The 23,215-nt window shown below is 45.9% G+C and carries 16 protein-coding genes; 6 read left to right on the forward strand and 10 right to left on the reverse strand.

What is annotated here, in order from left to right:
* Positions 1-159 precede the first annotated feature (159 nt).
* From pdxH to ACJJI5_RS08215, 3 genes are all read left to right on the forward strand, one after another.
* Positions 160-798 carry a pyridoxamine 5'-phosphate oxidase gene (gene pdxH, locus ACJJI5_RS08205; protein WP_445355978.1) on the forward strand — a complete coding sequence of 213 codons (639 nt, stop codon included), beginning with the start codon at positions 160-162 and terminating at the stop codon, positions 796-798.
* A 236-nt stretch (positions 799-1,034) separates the two neighbouring features.
* The gene (locus ACJJI5_RS08210; protein ID WP_445355979.1) at positions 1,035-2,726 is read left to right on the forward strand and encodes an Hsp70 family protein; all 1,692 of its coding nucleotides are present in this window, start codon (positions 1,035-1,037) and stop codon (positions 2,724-2,726) included.
* Complete coding sequence (locus ACJJI5_RS08215; protein ID WP_445356307.1) at positions 2,726-4,057, forward strand: RDD family protein; 1,332 nt, start codon at positions 2,726-2,728, stop codon at positions 4,055-4,057. Before ACJJI5_RS08210 ends, ACJJI5_RS08215 begins: the two co-directional genes overlap by 1 nt.
* Before the next feature lie 144 nt (positions 4,058-4,201).
* Here ACJJI5_RS08215 and ACJJI5_RS08220 read toward each other — a convergent pair whose 3' ends face one another.
* The 5 genes from ACJJI5_RS08220 to ACJJI5_RS08240 all read right to left on the reverse strand — a co-directional run bounded on the left by ACJJI5_RS08220 (position 4,202) and on the right by ACJJI5_RS08240 (position 11,657).
* Positions 4,202-5,101 (reverse strand): alpha/beta hydrolase, encoded by a 900-nt coding sequence (locus ACJJI5_RS08220; RefSeq protein ID WP_445355980.1) that lies wholly within the window; start codon positions 5,099-5,101, stop codon positions 4,202-4,204.
* A gap of 245 nt (positions 5,102-5,346) precedes the next feature.
* Positions 5,347-6,279 carry an ROK family protein gene (locus tag ACJJI5_RS08225; RefSeq protein WP_445355981.1) on the reverse strand — a complete coding sequence of 311 codons (933 nt, stop codon included), beginning with the start codon at positions 6,277-6,279 and terminating at the stop codon, positions 5,347-5,349.
* Positions 6,280-6,477: 198 nt separating this feature from the next.
* Complete coding sequence (locus ACJJI5_RS08230; RefSeq protein ID WP_445355982.1) at positions 6,478-8,982, reverse strand: TonB-dependent receptor; 2,505 nt, start codon at positions 8,980-8,982, stop codon at positions 6,478-6,480.
* Positions 8,983-9,335: 353 nt separating this feature from the next.
* Positions 9,336-10,322, reverse strand: coding sequence for a glycoside hydrolase family protein (locus ACJJI5_RS08235; protein ID WP_445355983.1), 987 nt, complete (start codon positions 10,320-10,322; stop codon positions 9,336-9,338).
* A gap of 114 nt (positions 10,323-10,436) precedes the next feature.
* The gene (locus ACJJI5_RS08240) at positions 10,437-11,657 is read right to left on the reverse strand and encodes an ROK family transcriptional regulator (protein WP_282933612.1); all 1,221 of its coding nucleotides are present in this window, start codon (positions 11,655-11,657) and stop codon (positions 10,437-10,439) included.
* 246 nt (positions 11,658-11,903) lie between these two features.
* Here ACJJI5_RS08240 and ACJJI5_RS08245 point away from each other — a divergent pair, with 246 nt between their 5' ends.
* Entirely contained in the window at positions 11,904-13,505 is a 1,602-nt protein-coding gene (locus ACJJI5_RS08245; RefSeq protein ID WP_445355984.1) for a sodium:solute symporter, read from the forward strand.
* Between the two features lie 158 nt (positions 13,506-13,663).
* Positions 13,664-14,878 carry a hypothetical protein gene (locus ACJJI5_RS08250; protein WP_445355985.1) on the forward strand — a complete coding sequence of 405 codons (1,215 nt, stop codon included), beginning with the start codon at positions 13,664-13,666 and terminating at the stop codon, positions 14,876-14,878.
* 64 nt (positions 14,879-14,942) lie between these two features.
* On the opposite strand, the gene ACJJI5_RS08255 is transcribed toward ACJJI5_RS08250, so the two are convergent.
* From ACJJI5_RS08255 to ACJJI5_RS08275, 5 genes are all read right to left on the reverse strand, one after another.
* Positions 14,943-15,275, reverse strand: coding sequence for a hypothetical protein (locus ACJJI5_RS08255; protein ID WP_445355986.1), 333 nt, complete (start codon positions 15,273-15,275; stop codon positions 14,943-14,945).
* 209 nt (positions 15,276-15,484) lie between these two features.
* Positions 15,485-18,586: an efflux RND transporter permease subunit gene (locus tag ACJJI5_RS08260; protein WP_445355987.1), complete on the reverse strand. Its 3,102-nt coding sequence runs from the start codon at positions 18,584-18,586 to the stop codon at positions 15,485-15,487.
* Entirely contained in the window at positions 18,583-19,665 is a 1,083-nt protein-coding gene (locus tag ACJJI5_RS08265) for an efflux RND transporter periplasmic adaptor subunit (protein WP_445355988.1), read from the reverse strand. Before ACJJI5_RS08265 ends, ACJJI5_RS08260 begins: the two co-directional genes overlap by 4 nt.
* Before the next feature lie 576 nt (positions 19,666-20,241).
* Complete coding sequence (locus ACJJI5_RS08270; RefSeq protein WP_444896582.1) at positions 20,242-20,538, reverse strand: hypothetical protein; 297 nt, start codon at positions 20,536-20,538, stop codon at positions 20,242-20,244.
* 22 nt (positions 20,539-20,560) lie between these two features.
* Positions 20,561-22,150 carry a VCBS domain-containing protein gene (locus tag ACJJI5_RS08275; RefSeq protein ID WP_445355989.1) on the reverse strand — a complete coding sequence of 530 codons (1,590 nt, stop codon included), beginning with the start codon at positions 22,148-22,150 and terminating at the stop codon, positions 20,561-20,563.
* A 380-nt stretch (positions 22,151-22,530) separates the two neighbouring features.
* Between ACJJI5_RS08275 and ACJJI5_RS08280 the strand changes: the two genes are divergently transcribed.
* Positions 22,531-23,124, forward strand: a complete 594-nt coding sequence (locus ACJJI5_RS08280; protein ID WP_445355990.1) for a CHAP domain-containing protein — start codon at positions 22,531-22,533, stop codon at positions 23,122-23,124.
* Positions 23,125-23,215: the final 91 nt, after the last annotated feature.

Here is a 23,215-nt window from a genome sequence, read left to right on the forward strand (position 1 = left end):
ATTGAGATTCACCCGGCACTGCGGCAGGAAACTTTGTACGCTTGGGTTACTTTACCTGTCAGTAGATTTTGAGGAATTTGACGAGGTGGCTGCCGCACAATAGCCTTCCGGCACTTCGCTGAATAAACTTTGAGCTAGAACAACCGAGGAAGTATCACCATGGAAATCGATCAATGGCGTCGGGAATACCAAATGGGTGGTTTAAGGCGCTCTGAATTGAAGCCGACCCCCGTGGAGCAGTTTCGCAAGTGGCTTGCAGAAGCTGTTGAAGCAGAATTAGTTGATGCCAGCGCCATGTGTCTTGCCACCACTAACGCGGACGGGCACCCCTCGCAGCGGATTGTTTTGCTGAAAGGCTTCGATGAGAAGGGTTTCGTTTTCTATACCAATTTACAGAGTGACAAGGCCCGAGATATGGCCGTTAACCCTCAGGTGTCGCTGTTGTTTCCCTGGTGCCGTCTCGAGCGGCAGGTGATTGTTTATGGGAAGGTGGAACCTGTTTCCCGCGAGCAGGCAGAGGCCTATTTCCAGTCGCGCCCCCTGGATAGCCAGTTGGCCGCGTGGGCTTCGCACCAGAGCCGGCCGCTTTCGTCCAGGGAGGAACTGGAGCAGCAGTTTGATAAAGAGAAGGCTCGCTTTGCCGGTAAAACAATTCCATTGCCAGAATTTTGGGGCGGTTACTGTGTAGTGCCCAATGCTGTTGAGTTTTGGCAAGGGGGTGAAAATAGATTGCACGATCGTTTTATTTATCGTTGTGAAGAAAACGGAAACTGGAATATAGAACGTCGCGCCCCCTAATTATTATATTTATCTTTTCGTGGCTCAGCCCTTTGGGCCACAACTAACCGCTTAATCACGCTTCACTTTGTGAGTACCTATCCCCTGATATTGTTTTATAGCGGTGTCTTATCTGGCAATTTGTGGTCAAGGCCGCTTAGAATAATGCGCCATAAATATAGCTAAAACTATTGTATTAAAAATTATAAAGATTCGATCGTTTTTGCAATTCGAATCCAAGGGTAGGTAGGGGAAATATGGCCATTATTGGTATCGACTTGGGAACCACTAATAGTGCTTGCGGGGTACTGACCGACGAGGGGGTAAAACTAATCCCCAACCGTTTGGGTGAAATTTTGACCCCGTCAGTTGTGGGGCTTGATGATTCTGGCACTCTGCTAGTCGGCAAAACGGCTAAAGAGCGTCTTATTAACCACAGTAGTACCACTGTGGCTGCGTTTAAGCGCTTGATGGGCACTGACCACAAAGTTTCCCTGGGGAAACAGAAATTTAGTGCAACAGAACTCTCCTCGTTAGTTTTACGTGCGCTCAAAGAAGATGCTGAAACTTTTCTTGGTGAAGAGGTAACCGAAGCGGTAATCAGTGTCCCAGCTTATTTTAATGATAATCAGCGCCATGCCACTAAGTTGGCAGGAGAGCTTGCGGGATTAAAAGTAGAGCGCCTTATTAACGAGCCAACTTCGGCTGCCATTGCTTACGGTTTACATGACAAGCGCGAAGGAAACTTCCTTATTTTAGATCTTGGGGGTGGCACCTTCGATGTTTCCATCCTGGAGTTTTTCGATGGCATTATGGAAGTTCATGCCAGTGCCGGAGACAACTTCCTTGGTGGAGAGGATTTCGTTGAGGCAATGATCGATGATGTCCTGGCTGAGTTTGATATTAAGAAAGAGGCTTTAAGCCCTCGCGATTTGCAAAACTTATATATGCAAATGGAAAGCGCCAAACGTCGAGTCAGCCAGCTGCCTGAGCAAAAACTTGAATTACAACTTGATGGACGCTCCCTGCAATTCCAGGTGACTCCAGAGTGGTTTGAGAAACTCAGCACACCTCTGTTGTTAAGAGCGAAGCGGCCAATTGAGCGGGCAATGCGTGATGCTGATTTGCCCCCACAGAAAATTGATGAAGTGGTATTGGTTGGCGGTTCGACGCGCATGGCCCAGTTTCGTTCAATGGTTGGTCGAATGTTTGGCCGTCTGCCATCTTGTCATTTGGACCCGGACACTGTCGTTGCGATGGGGGCGGCTATTCAGGCTGGCTTAAAAGAAAAGAACTCAGCACTGGATGATATTGTTCTGACTGATGTATGCCCTTACACCTTGGGAACGGGTGTTATCAATGAAGATAATCCGCAGCTCGGTGCCTACTTTATGCCTATTATCGAGCGCAACACGGTTGTACCAGTCAGTGTTGTAAGGCGAGTGTGGACTGCTCGGGATGATCAAACCCAACTTTGTGTAGACGTATACCAAGGAGAGAATCGCCTGGTATCTAAAAATGTGTACCTGGGTGAGATGACGGTTCCTGTGCCGAAAAAGCCTAAAGGGGAAGAAGCGGCAGATATTCGCTATACCTACGATATGAATGGGCTTTTGGAAGTGGATGTGACCGTGGTCTCCACGGGTAAAACCTTCAACAAGTTAATCGAGTTTACGCCGGGAGCTCTCACCGATGTACAAAAGGCTGAAGCCCTGCAAAAACTGGCAAAACTGAAATTTCACCCCCGTGAAGATGAAAAAAACCAGGCAATCATTGCTCGTGGTGAGCGCTTGTATGAATCCAGTCTTGGCGAGCAGCGTGAGTATATTGCCAAATTACTGTCATCCTTTGATAGCGTCCTAGAAAGGCAAAACCCTACAGAAATTATTAAGGCTCGAACTGAGGTTAGTGAAATTCTGGATCGCTTGGATGGTGAGGATTGGATTTGATGAATCCCTGGGCCATTCTTGAAATTAACCCCATCACTGATGCTCGGGCGATTAAGCGCGCTTATGCAAAAAAACTAAAGCAAACCCGCCCAGATGAAAAGCCGGAAGAATTCCAGGCACTTCATACAGCTTATAAGCAAGCATTGAAGCTGGCTGAGCAATTGCAAGAGGAGACTGCCGGGCATGCGGAAGCCTCCTTGGAAACTCCTTCACTTGGGCAGGCGGGAAATACAAGCCATGAGAAGGTTAACAGTGAAAGGATAGCTGTATTAGAAGGGGCGCAGGAAGTAGAAGTGCGGCCTTCCACTGATGAAGTGTCAACTCCGCTTGCAGCTGAAGAACACCCAGCGAAGAAAGAGGGCGTTTCTGACCCCTTGGAACAGAGCGAAGGTGTATCCCCTGATACGCAGACAAGTGAATCTCGGGAAGCGCAAGATCCGGATAGAGATTTGCGTATTGAAGAATTTCGGCGGGTGCTTAAGCAAGTTGATGAGATGCTCAATAATCACTTGGAAATGAGCCTGGAGAGGAGTTGGGACTTTCTCACCAAGAGTCCCTATATGCTGGATGAGGAGTATAATTGGAACTTAGGTCTTTCTGTATTTGAACGCTTTGCTCAATTTAATCAAAATGCTGTAGAGGGGGGGAAATCCGCAAGGTTTCGCCCACAAGTAACGCCGAACATCCTGCAGTACTGTGACCAGCTGTTCGATTGGCGAGGGAATGCGTCTTACCTCTACCAAGCGCTTGACGAGAAGTTGTGCAATAGCATATTTAATAGCTTGGAAGTCCATGAGTCCCGTATTGATCCTTTGCAAGGGCTTCGTGGCGGGGGCAAGGTAGAGGCACAAAGTGAGGCTGAATTTGAAGAGCGCTATGAAAAGTACTTTTTTGGTGATGTTGTACCTAGAGGCGTTGCATTCTTTTTAGACTTGGTTATGACTTATATGGCCGTAGGCTCTCTTGCAACTGCGGCGATGATGAAAATCTTTGGATTGCCGGAAGCTGTAGCAGCCGCAAAAGTCATACCTTTTTGTTTTGGAGCCTACCTGTTATTTGCTTGGTTGTTTGAGTGTTCCAAACTTCAGGCAACACCTGGCAAGTATATAATGGGCTATCGAGTAACCAGTCAAAAATTTGGGCGGATTGGATACTTGCGAGGGCTTTGGAGAACTGTGAGCTTTGCTTTCACTAGTGCATTTGGGCTTTTTGCATGGATTATCAACTTCTTCCTGGTTAACAAATTATTGCATGATCGGTTAAGTCGCACTTATGTTATTAATATGCGTAAGACTCATGAAGAGCATTTACGCCGTTTGAGAAAAGCTTAGCTTTGGAGCGGGGATTGGTTCCCGCTCTTCCCTTATCTATAAGTACTTCTTAATGTAAGTTGACTTGTATGTTTAAGAGGCTGGTGCTTGAATATAGCTAGATTTCTCCGAAAACTCTTAGTTAAATGAATTTGAATTTTTTATTTAAAAGGAGTACTTTCGCGGAATAAGCTTTGCTTTAAAGGCTTTCTCTATCCCTCGATCATAGCCTGGATTAACAACACTACCGTGATTCTCGTTATCAAACACACGTTTTCTTAGGGTAAGGCTATTGTAGTTACGGGACTTCAGTCTTTTTACTAGTTGAGAAAAGTCTTTTACTGCACAAACTGAGTCGATTTCACTGCAAGTCTCCTCACCACCAATAAATAAATACACACTTTTTCCCAAATCGGCATTGCGTTCTGCATAGGCCAATTCACTATCTAAAATTTGCTTATCAGCCCACCAAATACTGGGGCTTCCAATAACATATCGGTCAAAGCTGTTGGTGTGGTTAAAAAGTGCATGGAGAGCCAGAAGCCCACCCAGGGAATGGCCCACTAGGGTTTCGTCTTCTTCGTTACCTTTAAAATTATTATTGATAAAGGGTTTGAGTTCCTCTTCGATAAACTCAAGAAAGTGATCGGCGCCGCCACCTAGTTCAGCACCTTTGATCACACCAGGCACGGGGGTGAAATCCATTACTCGCTGGGCGAAATTCGGGCTGTCAAAAGCGTGGGAGATACCTACCAGAATTACAGGGGGCATTTTGACATTGCCAAACTCATCGGGAACCTGTTCCTGAAGAAGGTTAGGGGCTGTCATAGGGAAATGCAGAAAGCCATCGGTCATATAAATGACTGGATAGCGATCGGTGTTTTCCGGGGTGTACGAGAGAGGCAGCATTATGTCAATAACGTACTCACGCTCTAGTAAATCAGAGTAAAAGTTGTAGGACAGTATCCCCGGGCGGGTGAAAGTTGTGGGTTCGGCACTGCCGGCTGCTGCCAGCTGGCAACAGGCACTAAGAATACCTATCACTAATAATCTAATTATTTTCATTGCTATCCCTGAGGGGCGCTGAAACTTACCTGTTATCGCCCTGCTTACTAGAGGTATCTATATGGAAGCCTAACAGATAGATAAAGGGAATCGCTAGCTGGGGAGGGGGTTACTGCCGCAGGAATCACTCTGCATGGCAAGTTTTTGCCCAAGAAGTGGTCGTGATCACAGAAATAGGGATATTGCGCGTGGGAACCACGTCCACTGAAAAGAGGATGGCAGGAAGGGGATGTCCCCTCCCTGATTCAGGCAATGACGTTTTTGGTGTTGTATAGGTGCTGGGCCATCCGTAGGGAGCCGACTTCACCGGATCTTCCCACTAGTTTTGGTGCAACGATATACCGTTCAATATTACTTTCTGAGACTTGGGGAAAGTAACCACCGGCTAAGGCTAGGAATTTTTGTCTTACACGGTTGAATAGGTGCGCCTGTATCATCACTCCACCCCCCAGTATGATCCGCTGTGGTGAGTAGCAGCTGGTAAGGTTGACACACATAGTGGCCAGATACTCCGCCTCCAGGTCCCAGGCCGGATGATGTTGTTCCAGGTGTTGGCCACGCAGTCCCCAACGCTCCTCTATCGCAGGACCTGAGGCCAGTCCTTCAAGGCAGTTGTTATGAAATGGGCAGTTGCCTTTAAAAGAATCCTTTTGGCTGTCTCTAGGCATCAACATATGCCCAATTTCCGGGTGCATAGATCCATTGATCAGCTGCCCGTCGATCATAATGCCGGCGCCGATACCGGTACCGATGGTTACGTAGACAAAATTCTTTACATCTGTAGCGGCGCCGCAGAGGCGCTCTCCAAGGGCGGCGCCATTAACATCTGTATCGAAAGCAACTGGTACCGACAGGGCTTGGCTGAAGTAGCCAGCCATATTGGTATTGGACCAGCCAGCTTTAGGTGTTTGGGTGATATAGCCATAGTAGGCGGATTCTGGGTCCAGGTTTACCGGACCAAAGCTGGCTATGCCCAGCGCAGAAACAGTGCCGTGGCGCTGACTGCTTTCGTGAAAAAACTGAGCGACCTTGGATAGCGTATGTTCTGGATCGGTGGTTGGGAAGCTGGCTCGCTCACGGATGTCATTAATCCCAGCGGCTACCACACAGTTAAATTTGGTACCACCGGCTTCAATTCCGCCGAGCAAGGTATCTACCGCATTGCCTTGCATTTCCATCCTAATCCGCTCCCCGGGTTACATAAGTTATTCGTATTATCAGTTGATGGTTGCTGAACTTACACCACTGATAGTTTATAGCTGGTTATATTGTTTCTGAAAGAAAAAAACCGAGCGCCGGTGGGGGCCAGACGCTCGGGGTTTGCAAAGCTATGGGCAGAACTGCAAACCACTTACTAGAGTAGGGAAGAACAACGATCAAAAAGCGTAATTGAAACTGACGCTGGTGGAGCGGCCACTGATAGCCCGTCCGCGTACTATGTCTCCAACTTCTGCGTAAGACTCTTCAACTTCGGTAACAACAAATTCATCGGTGAGGTTGTTTACATTAAAGGAAACGGTAAGGTCTTCTGTCAGGTAATAAGAACCAAACAGATTGACCAGGACATAACCTTCCTGTTTCAACTGGTTGGAGTCAGAAACAAAATATTCTGTAGACCCTTGGAGGCTTGCACCAAATGTAAAGTCATCGCCAAAGTTATATTGCGGTGTAATCGTGTAAATGAAATCAGCTTGACGGCGCGGCGTATTACCTACGACAGAACTGTCGTTGGCATCTTTTGAAATTTCGGCGTCGGTCCAGGTGAGGTTTCCATTTACGGAAAAGTCTCCATAACTGTAGGCTGCTTCCAGCTCGATTCCTTGGGCTTCATACTCGCGTACAAACGTTAAGCCGCTAGTGATTTCTGCATTGGTCTCTTCAGTGACCGTATTGAAGTAAGTTGCAAAGAAATCCAGATCGCCGGTTGAGAGTTTGTATCCAATTTCCAGCTGGTCCACAGAGTCGAAGCCATCGGTGGTGTCGGTTAGGCTTCCGTCACTGTTGAGGGCGCCGCTAATTTGTAGAAGCCGATCGGCAATTGCTCGACCACCCTCGCTGTAGCGGGCAAAAATAGCCATGCTGTCGTTGAGAATATAATTTCCACCGAGAGAGAAAGAGGTGTTGTCTGCATCGTAGTCAACGAGCTGGGTGGATCCATTGGCCATTGTGATGACGCCGCCGGTGAATCCAAAGGCATCGGAAGCGCTAGCACTTTCCACGTCGCTGATAATACCATCGCCATTCAGATCGTAGTCTGTATCACCACCGCAGCAGCTGGAAACCAGGGAGCCTTTGGCATTGACCATATCGTGGCGGGCACTGACATCGAAGGTAAAGTTGCCGATGTCGATCGCCACATTCATATAGGGTGCATAAGTTTCATATTCCAGGTCCCAGGCCCAGGAAAGAAAGCTTGCAGACCAGACCCCATCATCTACCAGTACATCTCCGTTGGCATTGGCAGTTATGGTGAGGTTTTCAGAATTGCTGCCGTCAACAGTTTGAATTAGGGCATTCCAACTGTTCCAGCTGGTTTTGATATTTTGGGTGGAGTAATAGAATCCACCGGAAACAACAATATTATCGCCAATTAATTTATCGACTTTAAAGTCGTTAACTATCAGACCCAAATCGTGTATTTCTGTATCAAAGAGCAGGTCGACATAGGCGAGGCCTTCGGCTTCTTCACCATTGGCATAAGTCACCGTTGTGCCGGCGCTACAGTCTATGGCCTCTCCGTTACTGCCTACGGCATTTGCACAAATGGTATCAGCCATATCCTGTGTGGATTGTGGTCCGTAATCGCCGAAAGTATCGATAAAGGGGGAAATAAAGCTGCCGCTAACATCAGAAATTCTGAATTTGTCGGTAACAGTCCAGCCATCATTAAATTCGAATTTGGTTTCAAAGCCATAGGCTTCCACCAGTGATTCGATACCGTCGGATAAGTCGCGGGTTACCGGATTGCCGTAGGCATCAAAAGTGGAAATGTATCGATAATTATCGGAATGCAGGGTTTGGCTGCTGGCATCGAAGTTGGCAACCGTGCCGAATTCACCATCGCCTTTATAGGTTACAGGGCCAGGAAGATAAGTTGTTACCCGGTCATCGAGATGTTTGTAATAGAGGCGGACATAACCGTTATCAAACTCTTTGGTGAGGTTGGCCTTGAGTTGGCCGCCGGAATCCCCATCAAAGCCGGTCTCGCGGATGCCTTCCCCCTCTCTTAAAAATCCGCCGACATAGAATCGCAAAGAATCATTCAAGTGGTGGCCATAGCCAAAGTCCAGGCGGGATTCATCGTAGTCCGCACCAAACGAAAGTCCTACATTACCACCCTCTTCTTCGCCGGTATTGCTGATCATATTGATCACACCGCCAGGGGAATTGCTGGCAAAGGTGGAGGCAGAGCCGCCGCGTACGCTTTCTATACGTGCGAGAGAGGAGTCGGTGCGAACAAAGTTGTCAGTGTTACCGAAATTAATATCGCCGTATTCTAATACAGGCAATCCGTCTTCCTGGATTTGCATATATTTGGAGCCGCCAGTTGCCAGGGGAATACCTCTAACGGTGATATTTGCATTGCCGCCGCCACCGGAGGATTCCGCCCGAATACCGGGTAAGCTGCGGAACAGCTCTGCGGTAGAGCGCGGGGCGTACTTCGCCATTTCCTCAGTGTCCAGTGCGCTAACGGATACGCTTGATTCCATCTTGGTAACCGGTCGGGCGGTTGCGGTAACCATCACCTCTTCAATTTCCGGCATTTCCTCAGCTGTTGCCGGTACCGCAACGCTGGAGGCCATGGCAACTGCCAGGGCTATGGAGTGTGGTTTAAAGTGTTTCTGTGTCTCTGAACCTGCTTGGAAGCCCTCTGCAATCACGGCGCTCTCCTCAATCATCTCTTATGGTTATTAGATTTTTCACGGCCCGTTCTCTGCGGGCTCGAGACTCTCTTCCTGTTACCGCATGGGTGGGACCTCTCCCCGCGAACACATTTATTAAATCACTGTGATTTAATAAAGGCAATACGAAAATTTGCGGAATTTACGCAGTGGAATCAGGAAATAGATAAGTAAACCAAGGGGAAGTAGTAATTTTCGCGGTATCGATCTTTGCTTTTGGTGACAGCGCTGCTTGTCTTTCTAAGTAGCACTGGTTGCGGGAGAAGGGGATACGGGGCAGTAGATGCTTCTGGTGAGCATCTACCTAAGGATTTGGTTGCGATTCCTGCCTGCTAGTCTTTGGCCAATTCCAATTGTCCATCGTCCATAAACTCGATGCGCATGGGGTCGCTGATACCGCCGATAAAGTTGCCCTCGGCATCGTCCCTATTAAAAGCCAGCAGATACCAATGTTGGTCCGGCCCCTGGATAACCCGGCCGGAATAGAGTGATCCCTGCTGGTCTGCGCCGATAAAGCCATCTCCAACCACTTCGTATGGGCCATTCAGATCATCGGCGATAAAATATTTTGTGCCAGTCAGTGGTGTACCCTGCATGGATTGTCGATGGGCAGCGCTGTGGAACTTTGTCGATACTGAGCAGAATAAGTAGTAGCGGCCATGGATGTATTCAATTTGCGGTACTTCCATTTCGCCATACCAGCCGGGAGCCAGTACCGGTTGCCCCACTTTCCAGTGAATTAAGTCCGTTGAACTGGCATAGCCAACTGCGCCACGCCCATCAGGGCTGCCCTGGTTACAGCGCGCAGTGAGATACATATGGTAGAGATTCTGCGTGGGGTCTTTAACGATCCATGGGTCACGCCAGGATGCATCGTGCCAATATTCAAGGTTCAGGCCATCGTAGAAATTGGGATCTAATTCCACCAGGGGGTTGTTGGGGTGTTTTTCCCAGTGTAATAAGTCCTTGGAAGTTGCCAGGCAGACCCGCTGAATCAGGCCTTTCTCCGAATATTTAGTACCGGTATAAAACATATACCAGGTATCGCCTTCTCTGTGTACACAGCCGGTCCAGGTAGTGTAAGAGTCTGCAGCTTCCTCACTGGCGGTTGCAGTTCGAGGTGAGGGTTTTAATGCATCCTGGAGCGTTGTCCAATGAATAAGGTCCGTAGAAACGGCATGACCGACAGATACATTCCAATGGCGCAGCTCAGGATCGCCCAGTGATTTATCGGCTTGAAGGTAAAATACATGGTACTGGTCGCCGTCCTGCGCGAACCAAAAATCCCATACCCATTTATTATCGAGATTAAATGCCATGATATTTACCTCATTAGTGCTGATTGGAAATTTGCCGGTGAGTTATTACTTTGATTATTCTTAAGGAGCCCAGAGTTATTTTTATGCTTTTCTGGGGTTCCAATTAAGGCGCAATCAGGTAGATATTCTTCCTGGTATGCCGCCCTTTAATAGAACTGTTTTATCCGGTGCAAAAATTGAGTAAAAAGGCAGAATCGCACCGCCTGTGGCGATAGCGTCGACTCCAATTTTTCCACTGACAATTTTGGGCGCAAATACACCTGAAGGTGCCACCTGCTTTATCCTGCGAGAGATCATTTCGACCAGTTCGTCTAATAAAAAGCGGGGTAAATGCGCATCGACAATAATAGCCTCCAGGTCCAGTACGCTGATTGCCGATAGAAATGCATAAACCAGCGCATCTGCACAGTCGTCCAGCCACTCCTGGATCTGAGGGCGGGCCTGGTCCATTACCGTTTCAAGTTCGGAAGTGCTGGTAATTTCGATGCCGCACTCTCGTAAATGTCTGCGCAGCCCAAATAGTGAAGCGCGATTGAGGAGTAGCTCAAATGCTCCTTGATTTTCAGGGGTGCTGCTAAGTTTTGAGCGGGGTACTGGCAGGGAAACCAGGTTGCCCGCATTGCCATGGACGCCGGTTTCCAGACTGCCATTTAATACCAGGCCTCCACCGATAAAGGTCCCGATATAAACGTAGAGAAAATTGGATATGTCTTGGCCATTGCCAAACTGCAATTCGGCAACAGCAGCAGCGGAACAGTCGTTCTCGAAGAAGACCGGCAGATGTGTGCGCTGAGCAACTTCTTCAGCAAAATTAATTTCCTGCCACTGGGCGGCAAGTTCTTCACTCATATTGAGCTCTTCGGTCCAGGCGCCGATAAACCAGGGCATAGCGATACCCACGCCCACTAGTTTCCCTCTGTCCTTAGCGGGTAGGGTATCAGTAAGTGCCTGGAGGCCCGATTCAATTTTTGCCAATAAAAATTCGGGCTCCGGGAATTCAAACTCGTGGCAAATTTTCTTTAGTACTGTGCCACCAAAATCCATTAGTAGCAGCTCGATATTGCGCCGTCCCACCTTGATGCCGACAGAGTAAGCACCAGTAGGGTTAATAACGTACATAATCGAGGGTTGGCCTTTGCCGCCCAGTCGGCGTCCCTCTCGCATCACCAGCCCTGCGTTTTCCAAATCATCGACAATCCGGGTAACCGCCTGCGCGGTGAGGTCAGTTTGGCGCGCTAGGTCGGACTTGGAGGCTGCGCCAGTCTTCCGCAAGGTCGTGAGCACCACTCGCTCGTTATAGCGGCGTAAACCACTGGAATTGCTACCTTTACCCATCCGTGCCCCCTGAGATGAAACGTGATCTGATCCGGCCACCGATTGTCCGGTTCTATTGTTAAAAGTGTAACTTTAAAGCCTTTGCTTAGTCTATTGGCTTCGTTGGTACTAAGATCTGAGTTTATATAACTTATTGATTGATATGGCTTTTTTTGTTTATTGAAGCTTGGCTTTACTTAATTAAATCACTGTGATTTAATTTTTGTCCAAGTTCAAGCAAATCATTCTAAAAATACGCTGCTAGCAGTGAACGAGGAAGTTATGCCGGTCGATTTTGGTCTTCACCCAGTCGATGCGACCATTCTGGTCGTCTATTTTGTTTTCACTATCGCCCTTGGGCTCTTCCTAAGTCGCCGCCACGATACTGCAGAGGACTACTTCCTGGCTGGGAGGAAAATGGTATGGCCCTTGATTGGCTTATCCCTGTTCGCTTCCAATATATCGAGTACCACTTTGATCGGCTTAGCCGGAGATGCTTACAGCACTGGCATAGCGGTCTTCAACTATGAGTGGATGGCGGCGGTTATCCTGGTTTTCTTTGCCGTTTTCTATCTGCCCACAATTCTTCGCTCGCGCATTTACACGATGCCGGAAATGCTTGAGCGTCGCTTTAACAGCACCGCGCGCACTTATTTTTCGGGATTGACTATTTTCCTGAATATTGTGGTTGATACTGCAGGTAGCCTCTATGCAGGGGCCCTGGTAATGAAATTGATATTTCCTGAATTACCAATTTGGACCACGATTTCAATTTTGGCGGTGATCGCGGGTATCTACACCATCTGTGGAGGTTTGGCTGCGGTTATTTATACCGACACCATTCAGGCGCTGCTGCTGATATTTGGTTCAATCCTGATCAGTATTTTTGCCCTGGATCGCGCAGGAGGTTGGGAAAATGTTGTATCCCAGGTCTCGGCGGAACAATTGAGTCTGATACGGCCCATCGGTGATTCGAGTGTGCCCTGGTTGGGGCTAATTACGGGAGTCACTTTGCTGGGTTTTTATTTCTGGTGTACTAACCAATTTATGGTGCAAAGGGTACTCAGTGCAAAAGATGTTAATCACGGCCGCTGGGGAGCCTTATTTGCCGGTCTGCTCAAACTTCCCGTGCTGTTTATCATGGTTCTGCCTGGCACTATGGCGATTGTTATTTTCCCCGAGCTAGAGCGCGCAGATATGGTTTATCCCACTCTGCTATTTGAGCTGTTGCCTGTCGGTATCCTGGGGCTAGTGTTGGCCGGTTTTGTTGCTGCACTAATGTCGCAAATTGATTCCACGCTTAATTCAGCTTCCACGCTGGTGACCATGGACTTTGTGCGGAAGTTTTTTCCGGGCCTAAACCAGCACCAGTTAATGCGTGTAGGTCAGCTGGTTACCTTTATCTTTATGATACTTGCCGTACTTTGGGCACCACAGATTGAGAGTTTTGGTTCCTTATTCCAGTATCTGCAGAAGGTGCTTTCCTATGCAGTTCCCCCTGTACTGGCACTTTTCCTGATCGGGTTCTTTTGGCGTGGTGCTAACTCCAAGGGAGCTATAGCTACTTTGCTGTTAGGTACCTTGGGCGGTGTTGGCCTCTTTTTTGTCAATGAAGTCTTCGACTGGACAAACTTACATTTCCTCTATATTGCTCCAATTTTGTTTGTCTTCTGTTCACTGGTATTGGTGATTACCAGCCTGCTTTATCCAACTGAGATTAGCGAAGAAGCCAAGTCTTTCACTTGGTCTAAAAGCGATTTTGACACTGAGACTGTATCCCTAAAAGCACAGCCATTATGGCAGAACTATCGAGTTCTATCCGTGCTACTGCTTGTCGCTACTGCGTTGGTGGTGGGCTCGTTCTGGTAGTGCGAAGTCAGATTACTTCTATTTTTCACCCCACAGGATGGAAAACTTAAACAATAAAGGCAATACAGGAGGGCTGGACACGGACGAAGTTGACAAAAGGTTGTACTCAGATAGTTGTATCCGTTTAAAAGAATAATCTTATAAAGAAGGTGTTGACTATGAAGTATTTCGTCACAGCGATATTAGGTTTATTGGCTTCTGCGCAGATAAGTGCAACAGAAAATATTTTGGATCAGTACTTCAACACATCAGATAATGGTGGGACCCTAAGGTACGATACAATATTTCAGTATGGTAAGAGTGGAAATGGTAGTGATTTCGATATGTGCGATAGCTATGTTACCACCCGAACCCCTGGAGACAAGATCACCGCTATAACCAGTTTTAGCGGTGATGAGAGAATCAAAGGGTTAAAGCTCGAATACTTATATGCAGGAGATGAGGAGGTTGGTAAAACCACTATCTCCGGATATCGAAAGTTGCTTGGTGCTACCGAATATATTCAGGGTTGGCGCTTCTATAAAAAGCGCGATGGCAATATTTCCAGGATTCGAGTCTACTTGAAAGACATGGCTGATAACTCAACCCGTGATATTACCTTTGGAGGTAATAATGGCTGGTATAAGTGGGAGGAATACCATCTAAGTATTGGAACCCGGTCAGTAGTTGGATTTGCTGGTACTGCGAGTGATAGTAAAGTTTGGAGTATTTACCCTTGCGTTGCGGATCGTTTGGAATTGGTGGAATCTGGAGTAGAGATTCATTGGGATCAGATTGTGGAAACCCCCAACAACACCAGGACATTCTTTGGTGAGAGATTGCTTGAGAACTCTGGCAGTATTGCCCAAAACGACAGTACAGAAGTCTGGTATACCGACGGGAAGAGTGAAACAGATACCTGGACTAATACTATGGGGATTGCGGTTACTGCTGGAGTTAGCTTGACCGAGGGTTATAAGGTCGGTGTTCCCGGCACTGTTGAAAATAGTGGCTCCATTACATTCAGTTTTTCTGAGACTTTTAGTGTTTCAACGACCGTTGGGGAAACATCGACCAAAAGCAACCAGGAAACTGTTAAAGATGCCATGCCATCTAATGTACCCGCCTATGGATTGATGATGGCGCGGATGATGGTGGAAAATAGCGAGGTTGAAGTTCCCTATACCACAACGGTCATGAATCCTCATAATGGTGATGAGTTCGAGTTGTCAGGAGTTATCAAAGGTTCCAGCTATTCCAATGCGCGGAAACGCTGGGATGAAGTGGGGCGGGCCTATCCGACTCGTTATGAGATATACCAGAGTTATGCTTGGGTGATCGAGTACTATGGGTTGGAAAATGCAAGTTTGATAGCTGATCCGGATATTTTCTAGATTGATATTGATAAGAATTGACTGGCCCAAATTATAAAGGGTCAGTCAATCATATGAGATTCTGCTATTCATCATGAAAACGGATTGAGCCTAGGCGAATCCTATCATCTTCACATTCGTAATAACTGAACTTTACAGTTTTCTGGGACATATAGGCGGAAAGTAGAAAAGATACCTTGGTATTGTATATGGTAGAGTCGTCATTAATAAGAAAAAAGGTGTTTTTGCTCACGCAGCTCACCTCTGTCTCTGGATTGACAAATCCTCTAAGTCTGACATCTACACCGTTCGAGTGTACTTTTAAGTAGTAAATTTGCGCCCTCTCTGTCCAAGCGGCTTCGCTGATAAGTGGCAGTGTAAATGGAATACTCAAAAGTAAATATTTTAGAGGCTTCATCCTTGATTCCTTGCCAGTCTATAAGAGGTGATTCAACCAATTCTCTCCGTATTGGTTAACTGACCTATAAAACTATAGCAAATTAAATTGTTAGAATAGGTGGTAGACAGCGTCGTAAAGTGCCCTTCGAGGAAAATATTCACGCCCATACCGGTAGTTTGATTCTGTTATCTGTATGGGGTGAATAAATTAAGGCCACCTGTTGGATATTATGCAGTGGTGGCTTCTGGGAGTTTTAAGTCGCGGTTATGAGTGGCGGCGGGTGTGATAGTGCGAAACAAACTCGTTGAAAGTAGGGCGGACATAAAAACTAAGACGAATAAGGCGCTAGAAACCATTCCACCTGTAATGACAGTGGCTAGGCCGCGATAGATCGCTGCGCTACTTCCGGGGTTAAGCACTAAAGGGATATTGCCAAAGATACAGGTAATTGTTGTAAGCATAATGGGGCGGACACGCAAGCTGGCAGCCATATATATCGCCTCTAATTGATTGGCTCCGTTTTGCAATGACTTATGAAATTGGTTGACTAGTAGTATCGCATTATTAACTACCAGCCCCATTAAGATTACAAAGCCGATCATGGTTATTACATCCAGGCTTTGGGGAGTAAACAGATTTAAAACTTGTAAGCTTATCATTCCGCCAGCGAATGATAAGGGTACAGCACAGAGTACTGCTGCTGCTAACTTTGCGGACCTTTGGGCGAAATACATTAATAAGGCCAATACTGCGATAGCTACTGCAAAAATTTTTAGGAACTCACTGAGGAACAGGTTGAGTTCATTGGCGCTACCTCTAAACTGTGTATGAAGATCATTGTAGGAACTTTCTGATAAAAAATCGTTCACAGATTGATCAACATCCTCGACAAATGACTTCATAGCAACCCCTTCGGGAGGAGTTAAGTTTATTGATGCACTCACTTCCTGGCCGACACGAAGTATACTGGCTGGCGCTTGAGTGATTTTGGCGTCGGTCAATTCACGTAGAGGAATAAAGCCGTGACCGTTAATCAGTATCTCTGTATTTAAGAGCGTCTCAAGATTTTGCGGTTCTCTTGCTTTAAAGTAAAAAGGAAGAGTGTTGGTTCCCGTATAGAAGTGCCCAATATATATTCCATCGGTTAAAGCCATCAGATGATGATTTAATTCCGATATCGTAATACCTAAACGAGCTAATTGTACTAGCTTGGGTTGAAATTCAATACGAACCGCTCTATTTTGAAGTGCGCTTCCCTCTTGAATTTGCGCTTCTGGAAACTCTAAGCGTAAATGGCTCATAAGCTCACTCCCTGCCATCTGTAGTCGAGATAGCTCTGCCCCTTTGATATCTAACTGGCTAATACGGTTATTGGGTAGGGCAAACCTTAGTAAACCACCTTGTCTGAAATGTATTCGAGTCCCAATTAGTCCAAAGAGAGCTTTTTCATTTAGCCAGCTCTTTAGCTCTTCAAAATCCCAGTCCCCTTTTGTGTATAGATAGAGATTGCAATTATTTGGGTTGCAAATTACTCCATAGGTTGAAACTTGGTTCTCTATTTCTTCTCTATTGGCTGTGATTCTATTTACGACCCGTTCCCCAATTTCATTTCTTATGGTCTCTGTGGATAAAGGACTTTCAAAGTTGATATAAACAGAGACCATATTTTGTTTAGGGTCTGGGAGGACATCAATGTCAGGGCTAGAAATGAAAGTGGCAATGAGTGCGACGGGTAATCCTAACAAAATTATAGTGGAAGCGAGCTTAGGATTGCTTGCAGAACGGATAGAAAGCTTCACCCACCATTCAAGCACCTTATTGATTTTGATACTACTGGATCCCTCCTCAGAAATTGCTGCTTTTCCAAGTAAGTGTCTGGCCAATGAGGGTAGTATTAGTAGAGCAAACAATAGTGATGCTAATAATGCGCTTGAAATTGTGAATGCCAGGTCTTGAAAAAGCTGCCCTGTTGCTGATTGCATAGCAATAATGGGCAGGAATACGATAACACTGGATATTGTAGATGAAAATAATGAGCCCGAAACTTCTTTGGTTCCCCGCGTGATACTTTCCTGAATATTTATACCCTGCTTGCGCAGTCTTTGAATGTTTTCTACGACAATAATTGCTGCATCGACCATTAACCCGATAGAAAGTGCAATCCCTGCAAGTGAAACAACGTTCATACTTCTATTTCCAAGATACATTCCCAGAACTACCAGAGAGATACAAATGGGAATGCTTAGAAATATTAGGGTTAGAGTTCTGGGGTTACGTAAAAACCAATAAATAACCAGGCAGGCGAGTAGTGAACCCAGCAAGAGGCTTCCGTATACCAGGCTGAGGGAATTCCGAATACCCGTGGAGTCATCCCGGCTTATGGCGAGCTTCATCCCCAATCGATTTAACTCTCCGTCATTTAATTCTTCTATTGTTGATTTGAGCTGGGCGATGGTTTCTAGAACATTGACATTTTCGGTAGGGCGTAGATAGAAGTATAGAGATCTATTGCCTTCAAGGGCAAAGTATAACCAATCTGAAGCTACACGCTCTTTTACCGAAGCAATATCCGAGAGTTGAATGATTTGGCTTTCTCGTGTTGCGATAGGTAACGTTGAGAGTTCCTCTAGTGGAATCTGACCCTTGAAATGAAGGGCATAATCTTTTGACCCAATTTTTAGATTTCCTCCCGAGCGATCCGTTAAGTTGTTTAGATTTTCGGTTATCTCACCAATGGTTAAAGAGTACCGAGTCATCTTTTCCGGGTCGAACTCAATATCGACCCGCTGGGCAGTGGGTGTACCGGCTTCTTCAATGGACTGTACACCAGGAACTTTACTAAAGGCTGGCTTAACATGATTTATAAACGCGTCGATTAATTGAAGTTCGCTAGCCGGTTTCTCAGAATATAGGAAAAAAGATCCAAGCGTAGCCCCTGCGCCATTTGCAAAATTGAATACATCCGGTGTGCGAACTTGTGTTGGCCAATTGGGTACTTGGTTGATTTTGGACAGTACCTCAATATACATTTGCTCCATATTTGCCTCCGAATGGAAGTCAATTATGGTCCAAGCCCAGCTACTATTAACATTGGTTTGCAATTCTTTGAGGTGGCTTAGGCTGGAAAGTTCCTGTTCTAGTGGAGCAATTAGTATTTGTTCTATTTCTTCTGCGGTCTTTCCTGGCCAGGAGGTTGCGAGTGCAATTTGTGGACGATTAATGGATGGGAGTAGGGCGTTTGGTAAATTTATCCCGGCTATAACCCCGGCTATTATTAGGGTAAAGGTACAACAGATGATAATTGAGCTGTATTTCTCCAGGGACTTCATGTGTTTTCCCTCTTTGTTGGAGTAACGGCTTCATTGAGTTGTAACCCTTCGTGACCTAGTACAATCAAAAGATCGCCAGGAGCAATGCTTGAACGTACGACAAAGTAATTATCGAGAGTATCTATTATTTGCACCCTGGTGCTAACTGCTCTTTGGTCGTTGTCTAGAGTCCAAACCTTATATTGTCGCCCATTCTCAAGAATTACGGCGTCACTTGGAATTCTGGTAATATATTCTTGCTCACTATGATCCGCGAAAGGGGTAAACATAGTTATTTCAAATCGCTGCCCAACTAGTAAGGACTTAAATTTTTGTCTGTTGACTTCAAAGTAGAGATTAAAGTTCTGTGTTTCTGGGTTTACTATATGGCTGATATTTCTGAGTTCAATATCTTGCTCCTTAATTTTGAAGGTGCTATTGCTTAGCAGACTTTCTTTATTTATGTGTTCTTCAGGGAGACTACATTCAATTTGGTTTTCAGTTAGTGGGAGTAACTGCATAATTCTTTGTCCTGGGTTGAGGTTTTCTCCAGGATTAGCTTCTATGCTTAAAACTTGACTATCTGTTTTTGCGTAGTGCAGTAGTCGTTTAGAACGATATTCAGCTGTATTTAGTTGTTGTTCTAGTCTTTGCTTGGTTAATTGATAGGTGTCCACATTGAGCTTAAGGTTATTTAAATGAGACTGAGAAACCATGTCGGCGGAGCGAAGTTTCTCCAGTCTACCTAGTTCTTCTTCTGCATAGTTAAGCTGGCTTTGTGTTAATTCAATATCGGTGCGAATGATCTTCATTTGCTGGGAGAGATAAAAGTCATCCTGGGCTGCTACTAGTTCACCAGCTTTGATAATGGAGCCAACAGGCTTTATTTCTATAAGTTCAGCATCTGAATGACTAGATATTTGATGTAGGGCAGGGGATGATACAGAGCAAAATAACTTTGTTCTAATAGCTTGCTCCCAGGGTTGCGCTGCTTCTACTAGTACTGTGCGGCTATCGTTGGCAAGGCTATTGGAGCCAATAATTAACAGAATAGGTGGGATGCTACCCATAAAGAGCTTTTTAATTTTACTGTTTCTCATCCTGAGGCTCTGGTCGGTTTTGTTTCTGAATTAATTGTTTAAGGGCGGTAATTGGTATTAAAAATTAAAGAGACTGTAGTGCCTTTAGTATTATATTTGACTAAAAGGTATTTGGATGAGCTATCTGCTGCAATCTCGGTGCGGTAAGATGAAATCTACAAGGGGTGAGTTGTTCATGTTTAGAATTTTGTAAAATGTTAACTTTTACAATGAATGCTTTTGGCGCCAGAGGCTATTTTCTACTACATATATTGCAGCGCTTATATGCCCAGCTGGAAATGACGGGGGGAGTGGTGTTGTGAATATCAGAGTGGCTTGCCTACTCGGGTTTTCTATCGGCGTAAGTTGAATAGGTCTGTTTGTAACTTACCTAAATGGTAAAGATGTGCCGATATTATAAGACTTAAATAATTAACTTTAATAATGTGGCCAGTAAAATGTATCTAGGTCTGAGGTGGCCAAGTGTTAGGCTAATTGGTGTTGTGTTAATCGGGTGCACTGATAATGTTCTGTACACCCGAATTGATCTATGCGGAATTTGTGTGGTAGGAGTTAAAATTATAGTTAGAAAGGGCGTTACTCCTCTCGTCTTAACTCCAGACGTTGAGATTCACGTATACGAAAACGCCGTTTGTTTTCTCGCTCTCCATGAATACGTACTCGCTCACCAGATTGCATACCTTTCTGCTTTGCCTCTTTGGCGTCGATAAAGTAGTAGTCACCGGTAGTTTCGTCTTTTACGGAGAAGCGATGATCCACTTCTCCTGTTTGAAAGTTCTCGGAGATCTCTTCCTCTAACACGCCAGTTACGGTCTCTTCGGCAATCGCTGAAGAGGAAAGGGCGAGAAGTAGGGCTAAGGGTAGATTTTTCATTGCGGTCTTACTCCCCATTAAATTATTCATCGTAAGTTACAGAAACAGTTGCAGAGTTGGTGCTGTTGTCAGTGGATAGGAATTCAATAGTGATTCCAGCAGATGAGTCAGTAAAGCTGTCCCCGGTAGTTGACAGTGTGGCTACCTGGTTGGCGGTAACATTGTTATTACTGGTGCCGCTAAGATAGTGAACCGTTACCGCATTTTCGTGGTGTGGACGGGGGTTGAGGGTGTCGTGCTCGACATGGTATTCGATGTAATAGTAGTTTTCTCCATTCCTGCTACCAATGCTTTCGGCCTTTAAGAGCTGAGGAAGATCGCTACTAAGCTCACCAGCAGTAAGTTCTATGGCTTGAAACTCAATACTAGTGGTGCTGCCTGCGACCGCCTCAATAGTTTCAGTGTATCCGGGGAATGAGTCATACCAGCCCATATAGTCACGATGACCGCTTCCAAAGAGTCGTGATTGCCATGCATTGCCCATTAGGGAGCCGTCACTACCATATTCACTCTCACCGCTATCGTTGGTATCCCCATCATTATTATCGTCATTGCCGGCGTGGCTCAGGCCAATATTGTGCCCAATTTCATGGCCCATAATCAGTTGATCACTATCTGCAATTATCATGCTCCAGCGGCCTCCGACAGAGGCGACTCCTGTGCCAACCAGCCCAGCACTGGCCGCAGCTTCCGGGAAAATGTAGACCCGATGACGCCAATCGTTGAGTTCTACGGGCTGGTTGTTGGAGTCTAGGTAATTGCTTTCGATCCAACTGGTTGCCCTATCTCTCCATGTATAGCCGCTATCGTTATATTCACTGCCCGAGCGAGATTCCGCATCGTCGATACTCAATACACCACCATTCTGACTGTCGGCAATGTTGTAGGTAAAGCAGTCTATAGAAGTGCTCTCATCATTGTCTTCACCGTAGCAGTATTGATCTAGTGAGGTGTCATTGCTTAGATGGCGGCTGAACTTTAATTGTCCCAGGGAGTTTTCATGGTAGGCATTATCAAGAGAATCTGTGTCATTGAAAGCCATATTTGCAATTTGGGTAACACTGAGATCATCTTCTACAGAGGCATCTGAGAAGTTCATAAAGATAAAGACAATGCTGCTTTCTGTGGCTTCGATGGTTTGAATAGAGAACACTACAGAGAGGGTACTACCATCGGTGAGCTGAAAAGAGATTGTGTCCTCTACGGAATCACCATCATTCAGATTCTGGGAATTGGTGTTTAATTGATATTCCCAGTTTCCACTTTCATAGAGAGTGAAATCTCCATAGCTTCCAGCCACACTACTGGCTTGAAAGGTGGGGCTATTGCTATCGGTATCCTCAAGGGTGAGAGTGCCACTGGCATACTCTTGTGTCCCTACGATAAGTGATGCCAGGGGATTACTGGGGTTAAAAGTGTAGCCCCCCGTTTCTTCATCACTGTCGTCGTCCCCGTTATCGGAATCATCAGAACCACTGTTGTCTCCGCTGTCGGTACTTGTTTCGGTTTCAGTAGTCTCATCGTTGGAATTACTACTGCTGGACCCTCCTCCACAAGCTGTAAGGAGAACCGATAAGCTGAATGCTGTAAGGAATTTTAGGGTATCAGGCATGACAAACTCGACGTATTTCTTAATCTAATTGAGCAAGGCGATTTGTAATTGATGGACAGCTGCTCAGTGGCCCGGTTCCTGCTGATTATTAGTTAAATAACTATATTTGGATTCTGGGTCACCTAAGGCAAAATAGCTATCGCTTTTTTGGCAGGTTGTGACGGTGTTGGATCAATTGCTACTAGCGCCTGTAAGTAGTGTGAACCCCGTTTGAGCAATTGATGACAGGGTTCAAAAAGTTAACTAGGTGTAATGAGTAGGATAAAGGAATGAGACCTATATTTGAACGTAGAGTGCACTTCACCCCATTTGCTTTTTTGCACAGGTGGGAGTCTGAAATTGGGGTGTTTATAGTTGGGGTTGATTAGAGGGAAATATGGATGTTGTCTTTCGTTGAAACAATCAAAGAAGGTGGAAGGAAGGGTAGGTTAATTGTTGTTGTGGCCGGTATAGGACTTTTGATCGCCGTGATATATCAACTGGCTACTCGCCTAAACCTTAATACAGCTTATTCTGTCGGAGAGATTATAGACTCACTTCATGGGGTAGAAGTTTATTACAATGGAGGAGTTAATAATGTTGAAGAGCGCAACACCTCGGAAGACGGTTATAATCTTGGCCTAAGGTACCAGTGTGTTGAGTTTGTTAAGCGCTATTATTACGAGCGATTTGGGCATCGAATGCCGGATACATTTGGACATGCTAGAGATTTTTTTGACCTGACAGTCCAGCACGGGAGTGTGAATACCAAAAGAGGATTACTGCAGTTTCACAACCAAGGTAATACCCCTCCGAATATTGGCGATATCGTTGTTTATAGCCCCTCCCTTTTTAACCCTTATGGCCATGTAGCTATCGTTTCTATGGTAGATATAATGCTACCCTGGAGATTATTCAGCAGAACGCGGGTCCATTTTCTCCCTCCCGAGAGCGTTACCCACTTATTTTCATGCCCCCAGGGCAATGGTATGTAGAGAAAAACCGTATTCTCGGATGGTTGCGCAAAGAGTGATCAACTTTTCAGAGGGTTATTTAATGGATAACCCCCTCCATTAATCTCGGTCA

It is taken from the genome of Microbulbifer maximicatervae (SeqCode), from assembly GCF_052467955.1.